Below are 13,080 nucleotides of genomic sequence, written 5' to 3'. Positions count from 1 at the left end.
GGGTGGGCAAGGCGAGCCGCTGCTCGTGGCGAGGAGCCGGCTCGGGACGCACGGTGCGCCGGGAGGCCGGTGCACCGGGGTGGTCGGGGTGCACGTCGTGGGTCACCGGCCGGGCGAGGGCGGTGCTCACCGGGCGCCCGGCGTCGGAGCCGCGTCCGGCACCCGGAGCACCTGACCGGGCACGACGTGATCGGGGTCGGCACCGATGACGTCCGCGTTGGCGGCGTACCAGCGGGGCCACTCCGCGGCGACCTCCTGGTCGGTGGCGTCCTGCCCGAGGGCGCGCTGCGCGATCCGCCAGAGGCTGTCGCCGGTGACGACCACGACGGTGCGTCCGGACCCGGGCGCAGCGGCGCCGCTCGAGCCGGGGTCGGCGGTGGGCGGCGTCTCGGACGACGGGGCAGGGGTGTCGCTCGCCCGTGCCGGCGTCGTCCGGACGCCCGCCGTGCGCGCGGCGGCCTCCGCGCGGGAGCCCGTTCCTGCGCGAGCGGTGTCGGCACCCGGGTCCGTGCCGGCGCCGGCGGATGTGGTTGCCGTGGGAGCCGGGGGCGTGACGGGTGGCGCCGCGGAGCGCTCCCCGGCGCCGCCCGTCGCCCGCGGGGCCTCAGCGCCCTGCGGGTCGTCCGCGGCGGCAGGGGTCGACGTGCTGGGCGCCGTCGCTGCCGCGCCCGAGGTCCCGGCCGTGCTCGGTGCGTCCGCGCCGCGGTCCTCGCCGGCGGCTCGCGTCGCGTCGGGTGGCGCGGCGACCGCGGGCGGGGGAGCGGTGCTCGGCCCGGGGACCGGTGCCGAGCTCGTCGTCGCGCTCCACCCGACGTCGAGCCCGTCGACGGGCGCGGTCGCGTGGGCCGTGACGGCGCCCGAGATCCCGAGTCCGGCACCGAGGGCCACGACGAGCACGCGTCGCACGACGCCGGGAGCGTGGCGGGCGACCGCGCGCTCCCCGGCGCGCCACGTGAGGCCCACCGTGCGTGCCGCAGCGCACAGCGTCGCGACCGCGAGACCCCACACCAGCCAGGTCAGCAGGGCGAGCCCGAGGCTGACGACCCCGATCTCGACGACCCGGTCGACGGTCGCGGTGGAGGAGTCGACCGGGAGCAGCGCGCGCATCCGCACGGCGAGAGCCAGCCCGAGGCAGGCCGACGCCGCCAGCCCGAGGGGGAGCGCGGCGGTGGCGAGCAGGCGCACACCGGCCCGCCGGGTGGTCGTTCCGTGTCCGCGCATGCGTGCCCCCGAGCTCGTGGTCGCGGGGAGCCGTGCTCCGCACGCGATGTGCTTGTTTGATGCAGTTTGGTGTTGCTTGATGCGTTAGGTGTACTGCATCTGGTGCCGCGGGTCCATCGCCTGTCCACAACCGGGCACACCCGGAACGTCTGGCGAGGCTGTTCCCGGCCGCTCGGCGCCGGGGTGGCCTAGCGTGGGCGGATGCGTTGGGAGGCCCTGTTCGCGGACCTGGAGGCGCAGCTCGAGGCGGCACGAGCGTCCGATGCGGCAGCCGACGTCGCCGAGCTCACGCGCGCCGAGCGGGCCACGGTCGAGCTCGCCTCGCGGCTCAGGGCCGCCCACGGTCACGCGCTGACCGTCCGGTCCGGGGGTGCTCGCGTCGCGGGCACGGTGCTCGACGTGGCCGAGCAGTGGGTCCTGCTGGGCGACGGCCCCGCCCGCTGGCTCGTCCCCGTCGCTGGTGTCACCGCGGTCCACGGCCTCCCGGTCCACGCAGCGCCCGCGCCGGGAGCGGTCGAGCGCCGGCTCTCGCTCGGTCACGCCCTCCGGGCGATCGCCCGGGACCGCGCCACGGTGCGCGTCGTGCTCGACGACGAGGAGCTCACCGGCCGGGTCGACCGGGTCGGCGCGGACCACCTGGACCTGACTGTGCCCAGCCCGCACCCGGGCGCGGTCTGGGCCGTGCCGTTCCGGGCCGTGCGCGCGGTGCGGACGGGCTGACGCCTTCCGGCGGGGTCAGCGCTGGGCGCCCTCGTCGATGTCGTGCTCCGTCTCGATGCGCGCACGCGTCTGGGCGTACATCCGCTCGATGTACCGCTCGAGCTCGCTCGCCTCGACGCGCCACTGGAGCCGGCCGCCGATCTGGATCGCCGGCAGCTCGCCCGAGCGCACCAGCGCGTAGGCCTGCGCCGCCGAGATGTTGAGCACCTCGGTCACGTCGGCCAGCGTGAGGAACCTGGGAGCCATGACCGCAGTGTGGCACGCCGTCGCACGGCCCCCGCGTCGTCCACAAGGGTGTGCACGAGATGTCCGGAACGTCGGCATGATGGGCACCTCCACCCGGTCCGGCGCAGCATCAGGGAGTCGAATGAGCACGTCCGTGCTTGACCTGCCAGCACCTCTCGCGACGCGGCTGCGTCGACCCGGCTGGCGCGACCCGCGCCTCCTGGTCGGTCTGGCGATGATCGCCGGCTCGGTCGCGCTGGGCTCGTGGGTCGTGCAGGAGGCGCAGCGTACGACCGGTGTCTACGTCGCGCGCGACGCGCTCACCCCTGGTTCGGGCGTCGGCGCCGGCGAGCTCGCCGTCGCGCAGGTCCGCCTCCCCGCCGGTGAGCTCGAGCGCTACGTCACCGTCGCGGACGGCGTCCCGGAGGGCAGCGTGGCGCTCCGGGTCGTCGCACCGGGCGAGCTCGTGCCACGCGGGGCGCTCGGGGACGCGGCCGCGCTCGACGTCCGGCCCGTCCCCGTCACGGTCGACGAGGCGCCGTCCGAGGACGTGGTCGCCGGGGCCCAGGTGGACCTGTGGGAGGTGCCCGCCCGCGGCCCCGAGGCCGGCGCTGGGGTCGCCGAGCCTCGCGAGCTCGCGAGCGCGCTGACGGTCGCGCAGGTCAGCCGGCCGGAGGGCGCGTTCGTCACCGGCGGGACGACCGTGGTGCACGTGCTCGTCCCCGGCGACCTGCTGCCCGAGGTGCTCGCGGCCGTGGGCGGCGAGGGCTCGGTGCACGTCGTCCACGTGCCCGGGACGGGAGGCTGAGCGTGGCGGTCGGGGTGCTGTGCGCCATCCGCGGTGCGTCCGAGGCGGGCATCGTGCAGGCGGTCGACGGCACGGCCGGGCGGCTCAGCGTGACGCGTCGGTGCGCCGACCTCACGGAGCTGCTCGCCGCAGCCGAGGCGGGGCTGGGTCGGGTCGCGCTCGTCTCGACCGACCTGCCGATGCTCGACCGGGAGGCCGTGGCGGCGCTGCACCGCTGCGGCGTCCGGGTCGTCGGGCTCGGCGACCCGGCGCTGCCGTGGCAGGGGGAGCGCGCGATCGCGCTCGGCGTCGACCTCGTGGTCGACGCACCGGAGGAGGGCACGGACGCGACGGCGTTCGTCCGCAGCGTCGTCGCGCTGCTCGAGCGCGGGCCGTCCGGAGGTCCCGACGCCTTCGAGCACACGCCGGCGGCGCCGCCGACGCCGGGGCCGGAGTACGTCCTGCCGGGCGGCGACGTCACGCGGCCCGAGCCGAGCCGGCTCGTCGCCGTCTGGGGCCCGACCGGTGCGCCCGGGCGCACGACCCTCGCGATCAACCTCGCGGCCGAGATCGCGCTGCTCGGTCGCGCCGCACTGCTCGTCGACGCCGACACGTACGGCGGGACCGTCGCGCAGGCGGTCGGCCTGCTCGACGAGGCCCCGGGCATCGCCGCCGCGGCGCGCGCCGCCGGCCAGGGCGCGCTCGACGTCGAGCACCTCGCCCGGCTGACGCCGCTGCTCGCCCCCGGGCTGCGCGTCCTGTCGGGCGTCTCGCGCGCCGACCGGTGGCCCGAGCTGCCCACGGCGTCGCTCGAGGTGGTGTGGACCGTCGCCCGGGCGCTGTCGGCATGGACGGTGGTGGACTGCGGCTTCAGCATCGAGCAGGACGAGGTCCTCAGCTACGACACCCACGCGCCGCACCGCAACGCCGCGACGCTCTCGGCGCTCCAGGAGGCCGACGAGGTGGTCGTGGTGGGGGCGGGGGACCCGATCGGCGTGCAGCGGCTCGTGCGGTCGCTCGGCGAGCTCGCGGAGCTCGGCCTCACCGGCCGGCGGACGGTCGTGGTGAACAAGGTGCGCGCGTCGGTCGCGGGGCCGCGGCCCGAGGAGGCGATCGCGTCGGCGCTTGAGCGGTACGCCGGCGTCCAGGGCGCCGTGCTCGTCGCGGACGACCGCCAGGGCACCGACGCCGCGCTGCTCGAGGCGCGGCTGCTGCACGAGCTCGTGCCCGGTTCACCGGCACGGCGGGCGATCGCTGCGCTCGCCGCGCAGCTCGTCGAGGGCGGGTCGCCTGCCGACGGACCGGCGGAGCGGGAGCGCGCCGCCGCCCTCGTCCCCGCCGGTGCGCGCGCGTCGCGGGCGGACGGCCCCTGACCCGGCACACTGGTCCCGTGCGCATCTACCTCCCCGCGACCCTCGACGAGCTCGGCACCTCCCCGGACCCCGCGGGCGGCACGACGTTCGGCGCCCGGCGCGCGCACGCGGTGACGGACGCGCTGCGCGCGGCGCTCCCGGACGAGGACGACGAGGGGCTCGAGTACGCCGCCCAGCTCGCGGCGGCCGACGACGCCCTGCTGCGGGTCGCCGCGCACCCGGGCGTCCCCGAGCTGCGGCTCGTGCTCTCGGCCGACGTGCCCGACGACGCGGTGGTGCTCGCGACCGGCGAGGACGACGCCCCGAGCGCCGTCGACGTCACGGTCGACGTCCTGCTGCGCGACGTGGCGTGCGGGCACGTGGACGAGCCCGAGGCCGCGGCGGACGTGCGTGCGGCCCTCACCGGGGACGAGTCCGCCGTCGAGCGGCTCTCGGAGCGCGACCTGCTCTGGTACGACGCGAGCGAGCTCGGCGCGATCCCGCGCTGAGCAGGTGCGGACGAGTCCGCGCGCCCGAAGGCGAGTCGCCCGCTGCACGCCCCCCTGACCACGTGGGCCGCGAGCCGCACGCCGTCGGGTGCGGCGTACCGGCCCGCCTGCCACGTCCGTGAGGCGGAGGTGCCCGGTCGGCCCTCAGCCGTCGATCGGGTCGAGGATCTGCAGCGCCGCGTCGTGCAGCTTCCCGTTCGACACGAGCGCCGACCCGCCGAACGGCCCGGGCACGCCGGTCACGGACGTGAACCGCCCGCCGGCCTCGGTGACGATCGGCACGAGCGCGGCCATGTCGTGCAGGGCGAGCTCGGGCTCGGCGGACAGGTCGACGGCACCCTCGGCGACGAGCACGTGCGACCAGAAGTCGCCGTACGCGCGCGTGCGCCACACCCGGCGGGTCAGCGTGAGGAAGTGCTCGAGGCGGCCGCGCTCCTCCCACCCGGACAGGCTCGAGTAGGAGAACGAGGCGTCCTGGAGCCGGCCGACCTGGGAGACCTGCAACCGCGTCGCGGCGGCCAGCGACTTGCCGGTCCACGCACCCGAGCCCTGCGCGGCCCACCAGCGCTTGCCGAGCGCGGGGGCGCTGACGACCCCGAGGACGACCTCGTCGCCGTCGATGAGCGCGATGAGCGTGGCCCACACGGGGACGCCGCGGACGAAGTTCTTGGTGCCGTCGATCGGGTCGATGACCCAGCGGCGCGGGCCGTGGCCCGTGTCGCCCATCTCCTCGCCGTGCACGGCGTCACGCGAGCGGGCACGGCTGAGCTGGCCGCGGACGATCTCCTCGGCGGTGCGGTCGGCATCGGTGACCGGGGTCAGGTCGGGCTTGGTCTCCACGTGCAGGTCCTGCGCCTTGTAGCGCGCCATCGTCACGGAGTCGACCTGGTCGGCGATCACGTGGGCGAGGCGCAGGTCGTCGGCGTACCCGGGGCGCAGGCTCATGCCGGACAACCTAGCGGCGCCTGCCCCGCACCGGGGGGAGCGCCCGGTCAGGCGTCCGGCGTGGTGGGCGTGTCGGGGGCTGCGGACACCGGGGGAGCCTCGGGATCGGCCGCGCCGGTGCGGCTCGCGAGCAGCCGGCGGAACGACTCGACCCGGGCGGCGCGTGCGGCGCGGACCTCGGCGTCGGGGGCGTCGGCGACCCACTCGTCGAGCGCGCAGTCGGGGGCGTCCGCGGTGTGCGTGCACCCCCGCGGGCACTCCTCGCCGACGGCCGCGAGGTCGGCGAACGCGGTGAGCAGGCGCGACGGGTCGACGTGCGCGAGGCCGAAGGACCGGACCCCGGGCGTGTCGATGACCCACGTCGGTGCGTCGCCCTCGAGCTCCGGGACCCGGACGCGCAGGGCGATCGCCGACGACGACGTGTGCCGGCCGCGGCCCGTGACGTCGTTGACCACGCCCGTCGCGCGGTAGGCGCCCGGCACGAGCGCGTTCACGAGTGTCGACTTCCCGACCCCGGAGTGCCCGACGAGCACGGACGTGCGACCCGCGAGCGCGCTGTGTACCTGCTCGAGCCCGACGATGCCGTCCGGGCCGCGGCTCGTGACGACGACGCGCACCCCGATCGGCTCGTACAGGGCGACGAGGGGAGCGGGGTCCGCGAGGTCGGCCTTGGTGAGGGCGAGGAGCGCGTCCATGCCGGCGTCGTACGCCGCGACGACGCAGCGGTCGATCATGCGCGTGCGTGGCTCGGGGTCGGCGAGGGCGGTGACGATGACGAGCTGGTCGGCGTTCGCGACGATCACGCGCTCGACGGGGTCGGAGTCGTCGGCAGTCCGGCGGAGGACGGTCGTGCGCTCGACGATCCGGACGATGCGCGCGAGCGTCCCCTCGGCGCCCGACGTGTCGCCCACGAGGTCGACGCGGTCCCCGGGCACCACGCGCTCGCGTCCGAGCTCGCGCGCCTTCATCGCGGTCACGGGCCGCTCGTCCGGTCCGCCCGCGTCGGCGAGCACGGTGTACCGGCCGCGGTCGACGCCCGTGACGAGCGCGACCTCGGAGTCGGCGTGCTCCGGGCGCGTCTTGGTGCGGGGGCGCGAGCCGCGGCGTCCCGGGCGGATGCGGACGTCGGACTCGTCGAGCGGGCGACGCGGCACGGTCAGTCGCCTCGTCCGTGGACTCGTGCGGCGGTGCTCATCCGAGCATGCCCGACCACAGGCCGACGAAGTCGGGGATGGTCTTCGCGGTCGTCGCGACGTCCTCGACCCGCACGCCCGGAACAGCGAGCCCGAGCAGCGCGCCCGCGGTGGCCATGCGGTGGTCGGCGTACGTGCGCACCGTCCCGCCCGTGAGCGGGCGGGGTGTGATGACGAGCCCGTCGGACGTCTGCTCGGCCTGCCCGCCGAGGCGCGTGATCTCGGTCGAGAGGGCCGCGAGCCGGTCCGTCTCGTGGCCGCGCAGGTGCGCGACGCCGCGGATGCGCGTCGGGGAGTCGGCCAGGGCAGCGAGCGCGGCGATGGTCGGTGTGAGCTCGCCGGCAGCGTGCAGGTCGAGGTCGAGCCCGTGGATCCGGCCCGTCCCGGTGACCGCGAGCACGTCACCGTCGAGCTGCGTCGTGGCGCCCATGCGCTCGAGGATCCCGGGCAGCAGCCCACCCGGCTGCGTGGTCTGCGCCGGCCAGCCGGGCACGCGCACCGTCCCGCCGGCGATCATCGCGGCGCACAGGAACGGCGCGGCGTTCGACAGGTCCGGCTCGACGCGGACGTCACGGCCCGCGATCGTGCCGGGCTCGACGCGCCAGATGGTCGGGCGCGAGTCGTCGATCGTGACCCCGGCCGCCCGCAGCACGTCGACGGTCATCTCGATGTGGGGCAGGCTCGGCAGCGTCGGGCCGGTGTGCCGCAGCGTCAGGCCCTGCTCGAACCGCGCGGCGGCGAGCAGCAGCCCGGACACGAACTGGCTCGACCCGGAGGCGTCGACGTCGACGTGCCCGCCGCGCACACGTCCGCGGCCCGTTACCGTGAACGGCAGGTGGCCCGGCTCGCCGTGCTCGTCGACGGGGACCTCGAGCGCGCGCAGCGCCCGGAGCACGGGACCCATGGGACGGACGCGCGCGTGCGGGTCGCCGTCGAAGCGCACCGGGCCGTCGGCGAGCGCCGCGACCGCGGGCAGGAAGCGCATGACCGTGCCCGCGAGGCCGCAGTCGACGTCGGTGCCGCCCCGCAGGGCACCCGGGGTCACGACCCAGTCCGACGGCGCCCCTGGCGCGTCCTCGACGCCCACACCCAGCGAGCGCAGCGCCGCAGCCATCAAGAGCGTGTCGCGCGAGCGCAGTGCGCCACGCAGCCGGCTCGGGGAGTCGGCGAGGGCTGCGAGCACGAGGTAGCGGTTCATCAGCGACTTCGACCCGGGCACCTCGACGGTCGCGTCGAGCGGCCCGGGTGCCTGCGGCGCGGACCACAGGTCGGCGTCGTGCTCGGCGGGCCGGTCGGTCAGCGCGTCGGTCGTCATGTCGCCAGGCTATCGGCAGGCCCGCGGCGGGGTCTCGCCCGCTCACGGCGCGGGCGCTCCGCGAGCCGCCGGGTCGCCGCCGCTGCTCGACCCGCAGGTCAGGGTATCCGGGTGCCCGCCCGCGCGAGCGGCCCGAGCTGCAGCCGCGGCCGGCTCAGTCCCGCCCGGGAACCTTCGACGCGATCGTCGCGGGCACGTGGGCGTGGTCGTCGCGGAACCGGGCGAGGCGCCACGTCACGCCGGGGCGCCCGGCGTAGTCCGCCGCGGCGAGGAGCGCGCCGCCGGTCGCGGACAGCGTGCGCAGGAGGTGCGCGCGGCGCTCGCGGCCGGCGTCGGGGCCACCGGCGCCGGTGCCCTTCTTCGCGGGCAGGTCGGCCACGGCGAGGGGAGCGGTCAGGGCTGCGAGCAGGAGCGCCGACGTGCGGGGTGCGCGGCCGAGCGCGAACGTGAGACCCGCGACCGCCGTCGCGGCACCGTGCACGCGCACGAGCGTCGTGAGCTGTCCCGGGGTCGGCTCGCGGTACCGGTCCAGCGCGGCGACCTTGCCGCGGGGGACGGTCGCGGTCACGCGCGCGAGCGCCTCCCGCGCGATCTCGACGTGCGCGGCCGGGTGGCGCACCGCGTCGACCCCCTGCTGGACGAACGACGACGCGAAGAGCGGGCGGGCGAACCGGCGGAGCAGCATCAGGGACCTCCTGGGTCGGCGGACTCGGGTCGGGACGGGGTCGGGCGGTCAGGCGGCGTGGGCCTGGGGCGGGCGGGTCACAGCGCACCGCCCGCAGCTGCGGGGGCGTCCGACGACTCGCCGCCGTCCCCGATCTGCTCGCGGGCCACGTAGTTCTCGAGGTCGAAGAGGTTGTCCCGCGCGCGGGTGGCGACGGTGAGGAGGGTGCGCGCGGAGGCGACCTCCTCGACCTGCTCCTTGAGGAACCACAGGAGGAACTGCTCGCCGAGCGCGTCGCCCTCCTCGCGGGCCGCCCGGAAGATGGCCTCGATCTGCTCGGTCACCTGCGTCTCCTGCGCGAGCGCGAGGGCGATCGGGTCGATGACCGTCGTGAAGTCGTTGCGCACGGGGCTGCCCGCCGGGATCGCGACGTCGAGGTCCCGGTCGAGCAGGTACTGCACGATCATGAGCGCGTGGTTCCGCTCCTCGACCGCCTGGCGGTAGTAGTGCCGCGCGAGCTGAGGCAGGTCCTGCCCGTCGAACCACACGGCGATGGCGACGTACTGCTGGTGCGCGTCGAACTCGTGGCCGATCTGTGCGCGGAGCAGCTGGAGGAACCTGGAGTCCGTCATGCCGCCACGCTAGTCCTCGACCTGCGGGTCCGCGCCCGGGAATCGACCCGCCCCTGCTCGCGTTGACGACAGTCATGAGCTGCGCCACCGAGAGCCCGAGCGTCGTGCTCGACACGAGCCCACAGCCGGCCGGCGTCGTCGGCAGCCCCACGGGGGAGGCGCCGCGCACCCGCACCGCCCGCACCGTGCGGGTCGCGCTGGACGCTGCGGCCCCCCTGGCGGGTCTGCCCGTCCCGGCGGCACTAGGCTCGGCGTCGATGACCGAGGACACGAACCGCGCCCCTGAGGCCGAGGACGACACCGCCCGCACCGAGAGGTTCGAGGCGGAGGCTCTCGTGTACCTCGACCAGCTCTACGGTGCTGCGCTGCGCATGACGCGCAACCCCGCCGACGCCGAGGACCTGGTGCAGGAGACCTTCGCGAAGGCGTTCGCGGCGTTCCACCAGTACCGCCCGGGCACGAACCTCAAGGCCTGGCTGTACCGGATCCTCACGAACACCTTCATCAACACCTATCGCAAGAAGCAGCGCGAGCCGCAGCAGTCCGCGGCCGAGGAGATCGAGGACTGGCAGATCGCGCGCGCCGAGTCGCACACCTCGAGCGGGCTGCGCTCCGCCGAGGCCGAGGCGCTCGACCACCTGCCCGACTCCGACGTGAAGGACGCCCTCGCGCGCATCCCCGAGGACTTCCGCATCGCGGTGTACCTCGCGGACGTCGAGGGCTTCGCCTACAAGGAGATCGCCGAGATCATGGGCACGCCGATCGGGACGGTGATGTCGCGGCTGCACCGCGGCCGGGCGCAGCTGCGCGAGATGCTGCAGGACTACGCGCGCGAGCGTGGGCTGGTCGGGACGACGACGCCGGAGGGGACACGATGAGCGCGCAGGAGCCCGGTCACGGCGCACCCGCGGTGAGCGCGTGCGGCACGGACTGCGACGAGGCCCTCGGGCGGCTGTTCGAGTACCTCGACTCGGAGCTGGACGCGCCGGACGCCGAGCGCGTGCGGGCGCACCTCGAGGAGTGCGAGCCGTGCCTCGGCGAGTACGACGTCGAGGCCGTGGTCAAGAAGCTCGTGAAGCGCTGCTGCCAGGAGGAGGCGCCGGCGGACCTGCGCCTGCGCATCCATGAGCGGCTGACGGGCGTGCGGGTCGAGCCGGCCGAGAGCTGAGGCAGCGCTCGCCGGACCTGCGGGGCGGCGCCGTCCTCTCGAGGGCGGGTGTCCGGCTCGTCGGCGGCACGCCACGCAGGGCACGACGACAGGACATGACGAAGGGCCCGGTGCATCCGCACCGGGCCCTCGTCATGTCAGCGGCAGTGCGCCCACGCCTCAGGCGTTGGGACGGTTGCCGTGGTTCGCTGCGCTGCCCTTGCGGGCACGGCGCTTGCGTCCGCGCTTGCTCATCGGTGTCTCCTCGGGTTCTGGCGCGCGTGCTGTGCGCCGGATTCGCGTCCATGGTCCCACAACGGACGGGTCCCCCGGTGCGCCGTCCACGCGACCTGCGGCGACGCACCCCGCGTCCCCGCGTCCGTGCCGGGAAACCGCCCGCCGGATCGTTCAAGTGCGCGCCCCGCGGTCCCGATAGGACGGAGGTGAGCGAGCCCCTCTCCATCATCCCGTTCCTGCACGCCCTCGCGAGCACCGGAGGGTCCGACCTGCACGTCAAGGTCGGGTCCGCACCGCGCGTCCGGGTCGACGGGCGCCTGCGCAAGCTGCAGGTCCCGGACCTGAAGCCGCGCGACACCGAGCACATGGTCGCGGAGGTCGTCCCCGAGGAGCTCGTGGAGTCGTTCCGTCACACCCACGAGGCGGACTTCGCGTACTCCGTGCCGGGTGTCGGGCGGTTCCGCGTCAACGCGTACCAGGCGCGCGGCACCTTCGGCATGGTCTTCCGCCGGGTCGCCGTCGGTGCGCAGTCGCTCGGCGAGCTCGGGCTCCCGGAGGTCGTGGGCGAGCTCGCGCTCGAGCCGCGCGGGCTCGTGCTCGTGACGGGTCCGACGGGCTCCGGCAAGACGACGACGCTCGCGTCGATGGTCGACCTCATCAACGTGTACCGCGAGGTCAACATCGTGACGATCGAGGACCCGATCGAGATCCTGCACCAGGACAAGAAGGCGATCATCTCCCAGCGCGAGGTCGGCCAGGACACCGCGGACTTCACCGCGGCGCTGCGGGCCGCGATGCGTCAGGACCCCGACGTGATCCTCGTGGGCGAGATGCGCGACGTCGAGACGGTGCGCGCCGCGCTGTCGGCCGCGGAGACCGGGCACCTCGTCCTCTCGACGCTGCACACGATCGACGCGGGGGAGACGATCAACCGCATCGTCGACTTCTTCCCGCCGCACGAGCAGAAGCAGGTGCGCGTCGCGCTCGCGCAGGCGCTGCGCGGGATCGTCTCGCAGCGGCTCGTCCGCCGCGCCAACGGCACGGGACGGTGCGCCGCGATCGAGGTCATGGTGAACACGGGCCGGACCGCCGACGCGATCGTCGACCCGCAGAACGCGCCGCCGCTGCTCGACCTCATCCGCGAGGGCGAGTACTACAAGATGCAGACGTTCGACCAGCACCTGTTCGAGCTCATCCGCGACGACGTCGTGACCTACGAGGAGGCGTGCTCGGTCGCGTCGAACCCGCAGGACCTCACGGTCGAGCTGCGCGCGGCGGGCCTGGTCTCCTAGCGGTCGGAGGTCCGCGTCCGCGGTCCGCGTCCGCGTCCGCGGTCCGCGTCCGCGTCCGCGGTCCGCGTCCGCCTCCGCGGTCACGGATGAGCGGGCGCGGCTCGGGGCCCGCGGACGGCAGGTCGGTGCCCCGGCCGCGGGTCTGCCGTCGCGTCGCGGCGGCTCGGCCCGGCTGACGCGGGTCAGGCGGGGTCGTCCGGGAGGCCCAGCCAGGTGTGCCAGCCGGTGTGCAGCACGAGCCACGCCATGAGCCCGTAGCCGGCCTGCCCGGGCAGCAGACCGTCACCGGCCGCGAGGTCCCCGAGCCACTGCTCGTGTGCCGCGAGCGGCTCGTACGTGTCGACGTACGGCACGCGCCGGCGCATCGCAACGTCGCCGTACGCCGCGGACAGGTCCGCCAGCGCGTCGCCGTCGACGGCTCGCCCGGGCGGCGGGCCGACCACGAACGCGGGGACGCGGCGCTGCTCCGCGACGTCGAGGATGTTCGCGAGGTTGAGCCGGCTGCGCGCCAGCGAGAGCCCGGCGCCGGCGTCCGCCCGGCCGAGCGCGATCACGAGGCGGTTGTCGGCGTCGGGGCTGAACCGGCGGGCGACCTCCTCCTCCCACCGGGCGCCGAGCGCCGTGGTGGTCTCGCCCGGCACCGCGAGCGTGAAGACGCCGAGCGGTGCGGTGGTGCGCGTGCGCCCGGCGACGCGACCGACCCAGCCGAGGCCCTTGGGGTCGCCGACGCCCGCGGCGAGCTCGTCGCCGATCACCGCCAGGCGCACCGGCAGCTCGCCCACAGTCATCACTCCCACCCGTCTCGCGCGTCCGTGGGCTCGGGAGTGGTCCCCCCGTTCCC

The 13,080-nt window shown here is 75.7% G+C and carries 16 protein-coding genes; 7 read left to right on the top strand and 9 right to left on the bottom strand.

Annotated elements, in window-relative coordinates; translation table 11 throughout:
* Nucleotides 1-126: 126 nt before the first annotated feature.
* Nucleotides 127-1,221: a LysM peptidoglycan-binding domain-containing protein gene (locus tag ACWFNE_RS15810; RefSeq protein WP_452123367.1), complete on the bottom strand. Its 1,095-nt coding sequence runs from the start codon at nucleotides 1,219-1,221 to the stop codon at nucleotides 127-129.
* 201 nt (nucleotides 1,222-1,422) lie between these two features.
* Between ACWFNE_RS15810 and ACWFNE_RS15805 the strand changes: the two genes are divergently transcribed.
* A complete protein-coding gene (locus ACWFNE_RS15805) occupies nucleotides 1,423-1,941 on the top strand; it encodes a hypothetical protein (protein WP_452123366.1) in 519 nt (172 codons plus the stop codon).
* A gap of 15 nt (nucleotides 1,942-1,956) precedes the next feature.
* Here the strand turns inward: ACWFNE_RS15805 and ACWFNE_RS15800 are convergent, their stop codons facing one another.
* Nucleotides 1,957-2,187, bottom strand: a complete 231-nt coding sequence (locus tag ACWFNE_RS15800; RefSeq protein ID WP_452123365.1) for a helix-turn-helix domain-containing protein — start codon at nucleotides 2,185-2,187, stop codon at nucleotides 1,957-1,959.
* Nucleotides 2,188-2,308: 121 nt separating this feature from the next.
* On the opposite strand from ACWFNE_RS15800, the gene ACWFNE_RS15795 reads away from it, so the two are divergent.
* From ACWFNE_RS15795 to ACWFNE_RS15785, 3 genes are read left to right on the top strand one after another with little or no spacing between them, the layout of a single operon-like run.
* On the top strand, nucleotides 2,309-2,974 hold the full coding sequence (locus ACWFNE_RS15795; protein ID WP_452123364.1) for a hypothetical protein: 666 nt from the start codon (nucleotides 2,309-2,311) through the stop codon (nucleotides 2,972-2,974).
* A 2-nt stretch (nucleotides 2,975-2,976) separates the two neighbouring features.
* Nucleotides 2,977-4,326, top strand: coding sequence for an AAA family ATPase (locus ACWFNE_RS15790; protein ID WP_452123363.1), 1,350 nt, complete (start codon nucleotides 2,977-2,979; stop codon nucleotides 4,324-4,326).
* Between the two features lie 17 nt (nucleotides 4,327-4,343).
* Nucleotides 4,344-4,814 (top strand): DUF6912 family protein, encoded by a 471-nt coding sequence (locus tag ACWFNE_RS15785; RefSeq protein ID WP_452123362.1) that lies wholly within the window; start codon nucleotides 4,344-4,346, stop codon nucleotides 4,812-4,814.
* 144 nt (nucleotides 4,815-4,958) lie between these two features.
* Here the strand turns inward: ACWFNE_RS15785 and hisN are convergent, their stop codons facing one another.
* The 5 genes from hisN to ACWFNE_RS15760 form a co-directional block, all read right to left on the bottom strand.
* A complete protein-coding gene (gene hisN, locus ACWFNE_RS15780; RefSeq protein ID WP_412869809.1) occupies nucleotides 4,959-5,759 on the bottom strand; it encodes a histidinol-phosphatase in 801 nt (266 codons plus the stop codon).
* A 47-nt stretch (nucleotides 5,760-5,806) separates the two neighbouring features.
* Nucleotides 5,807-6,913: a ribosome small subunit-dependent GTPase A gene (gene rsgA, locus ACWFNE_RS15775; protein ID WP_452123361.1), complete on the bottom strand. Its 1,107-nt coding sequence runs from the start codon at nucleotides 6,911-6,913 to the stop codon at nucleotides 5,807-5,809.
* 37 nt (nucleotides 6,914-6,950) lie between these two features.
* Nucleotides 6,951-8,267, bottom strand: coding sequence for a 3-phosphoshikimate 1-carboxyvinyltransferase (gene aroA / locus ACWFNE_RS15770; RefSeq protein WP_452123360.1), 1,317 nt, complete (start codon nucleotides 8,265-8,267; stop codon nucleotides 6,951-6,953).
* A 154-nt stretch (nucleotides 8,268-8,421) separates the two neighbouring features.
* The gene (locus ACWFNE_RS15765; RefSeq protein ID WP_452123359.1) at nucleotides 8,422-8,952 is read right to left on the bottom strand and encodes a DoxX family protein; all 531 of its coding nucleotides are present in this window, start codon (nucleotides 8,950-8,952) and stop codon (nucleotides 8,422-8,424) included.
* A 77-nt stretch (nucleotides 8,953-9,029) separates the two neighbouring features.
* A complete protein-coding gene (locus ACWFNE_RS15760) occupies nucleotides 9,030-9,563 on the bottom strand; it encodes a ferritin (RefSeq protein WP_034635088.1) in 534 nt (177 codons plus the stop codon).
* 74 nt (nucleotides 9,564-9,637) lie between these two features.
* Between ACWFNE_RS15760 and ACWFNE_RS15755 the strand changes: the two genes are divergently transcribed.
* Nucleotides 9,638-10,441: a sigma-70 family RNA polymerase sigma factor gene (locus ACWFNE_RS15755; protein ID WP_452123358.1), complete on the top strand. Its 804-nt coding sequence runs from the start codon at nucleotides 9,638-9,640 to the stop codon at nucleotides 10,439-10,441.
* Nucleotides 10,438-10,731 carry a mycothiol system anti-sigma-R factor gene (rsrA, locus tag ACWFNE_RS15750; protein WP_452123357.1) on the top strand — a complete coding sequence of 98 codons (294 nt, stop codon included), beginning with the start codon at nucleotides 10,438-10,440 and terminating at the stop codon, nucleotides 10,729-10,731. Before ACWFNE_RS15755 ends, rsrA begins: the two co-directional genes overlap by 4 nt.
* Before the next feature lie 159 nt (nucleotides 10,732-10,890).
* Here rsrA and ACWFNE_RS15745 read toward each other — a convergent pair whose 3' ends face one another.
* A complete protein-coding gene (locus ACWFNE_RS15745; protein WP_371861044.1) occupies nucleotides 10,891-10,965 on the bottom strand; it encodes a 50S ribosomal protein bL37 in 75 nt (24 codons plus the stop codon).
* Nucleotides 10,966-11,153: 188 nt separating this feature from the next.
* Between ACWFNE_RS15745 and ACWFNE_RS15740 the strand changes: the two genes are divergently transcribed.
* The gene (locus ACWFNE_RS15740) at nucleotides 11,154-12,239 is read left to right on the top strand and encodes a type IV pilus twitching motility protein PilT (protein ID WP_452123356.1); all 1,086 of its coding nucleotides are present in this window, start codon (nucleotides 11,154-11,156) and stop codon (nucleotides 12,237-12,239) included.
* Nucleotides 12,240-12,421: 182 nt separating this feature from the next.
* On the opposite strand, the gene ACWFNE_RS15735 is transcribed toward ACWFNE_RS15740, so the two are convergent.
* Nucleotides 12,422-13,027, bottom strand: a complete 606-nt coding sequence (locus ACWFNE_RS15735) for a GDSL-type esterase/lipase family protein (protein WP_452123355.1) — start codon at nucleotides 13,025-13,027, stop codon at nucleotides 12,422-12,424.
* Nucleotides 13,028-13,080 lie beyond the last annotated feature (53 nt).

It is taken from the genome of Cellulomonas sp. NPDC055163 (assembly GCF_053607065.1).
This window is presented reverse-complemented; position numbering and strand designations above follow the sequence as displayed.

Bases quoted from the DNA above. Each gene is read 5' to 3' on its own strand.
- ACWFNE_RS15810 (WP_452123367.1), bottom strand. From the start codon at position 1,221: ATGCGCGGACACGGAACGACCACCCGGCGGGCCGGTGTGCGCCTGCTC.
- ACWFNE_RS15805 (WP_452123366.1), top strand. From the start codon at position 1,423: ATGCGTTGGGAGGCCCTGTTCGCGGACCTGGAGGCGCAGCTCGAGGCG.
- ACWFNE_RS15800 (WP_452123365.1), bottom strand. From the start codon at position 2,187: ATGGCTCCCAGGTTCCTCACGCTGGCCGACGTGACCGAGGTGCTCAAC.
- ACWFNE_RS15795 (WP_452123364.1), top strand. From the start codon at position 2,309: ATGAGCACGTCCGTGCTTGACCTGCCAGCACCTCTCGCGACGCGGCTG.
- hisN (WP_412869809.1), bottom strand. From the start codon at position 5,759: ATGAGCCTGCGCCCCGGGTACGCCGACGACCTGCGCCTCGCCCACGTG.
- aroA (WP_452123360.1), bottom strand. From the start codon at position 8,267: ATGACGACCGACGCGCTGACCGACCGGCCCGCCGAGCACGACGCCGAC.
- ACWFNE_RS15765 (WP_452123359.1), bottom strand. From the start codon at position 8,952: ATGCTGCTCCGCCGGTTCGCCCGCCCGCTCTTCGCGTCGTCGTTCGTC.
- ACWFNE_RS15760 (WP_034635088.1), bottom strand. From the start codon at position 9,563: ATGACGGACTCCAGGTTCCTCCAGCTGCTCCGCGCACAGATCGGCCAC.
- ACWFNE_RS15755 (WP_452123358.1), top strand. From the start codon at position 9,638: ATGAGCTGCGCCACCGAGAGCCCGAGCGTCGTGCTCGACACGAGCCCA.
- rsrA (WP_452123357.1), top strand. From the start codon at position 10,438: ATGAGCGCGCAGGAGCCCGGTCACGGCGCACCCGCGGTGAGCGCGTGC.
- ACWFNE_RS15735 (WP_452123355.1), bottom strand. From the start codon at position 13,027: ATGACTGTGGGCGAGCTGCCGGTGCGCCTGGCGGTGATCGGCGACGAG.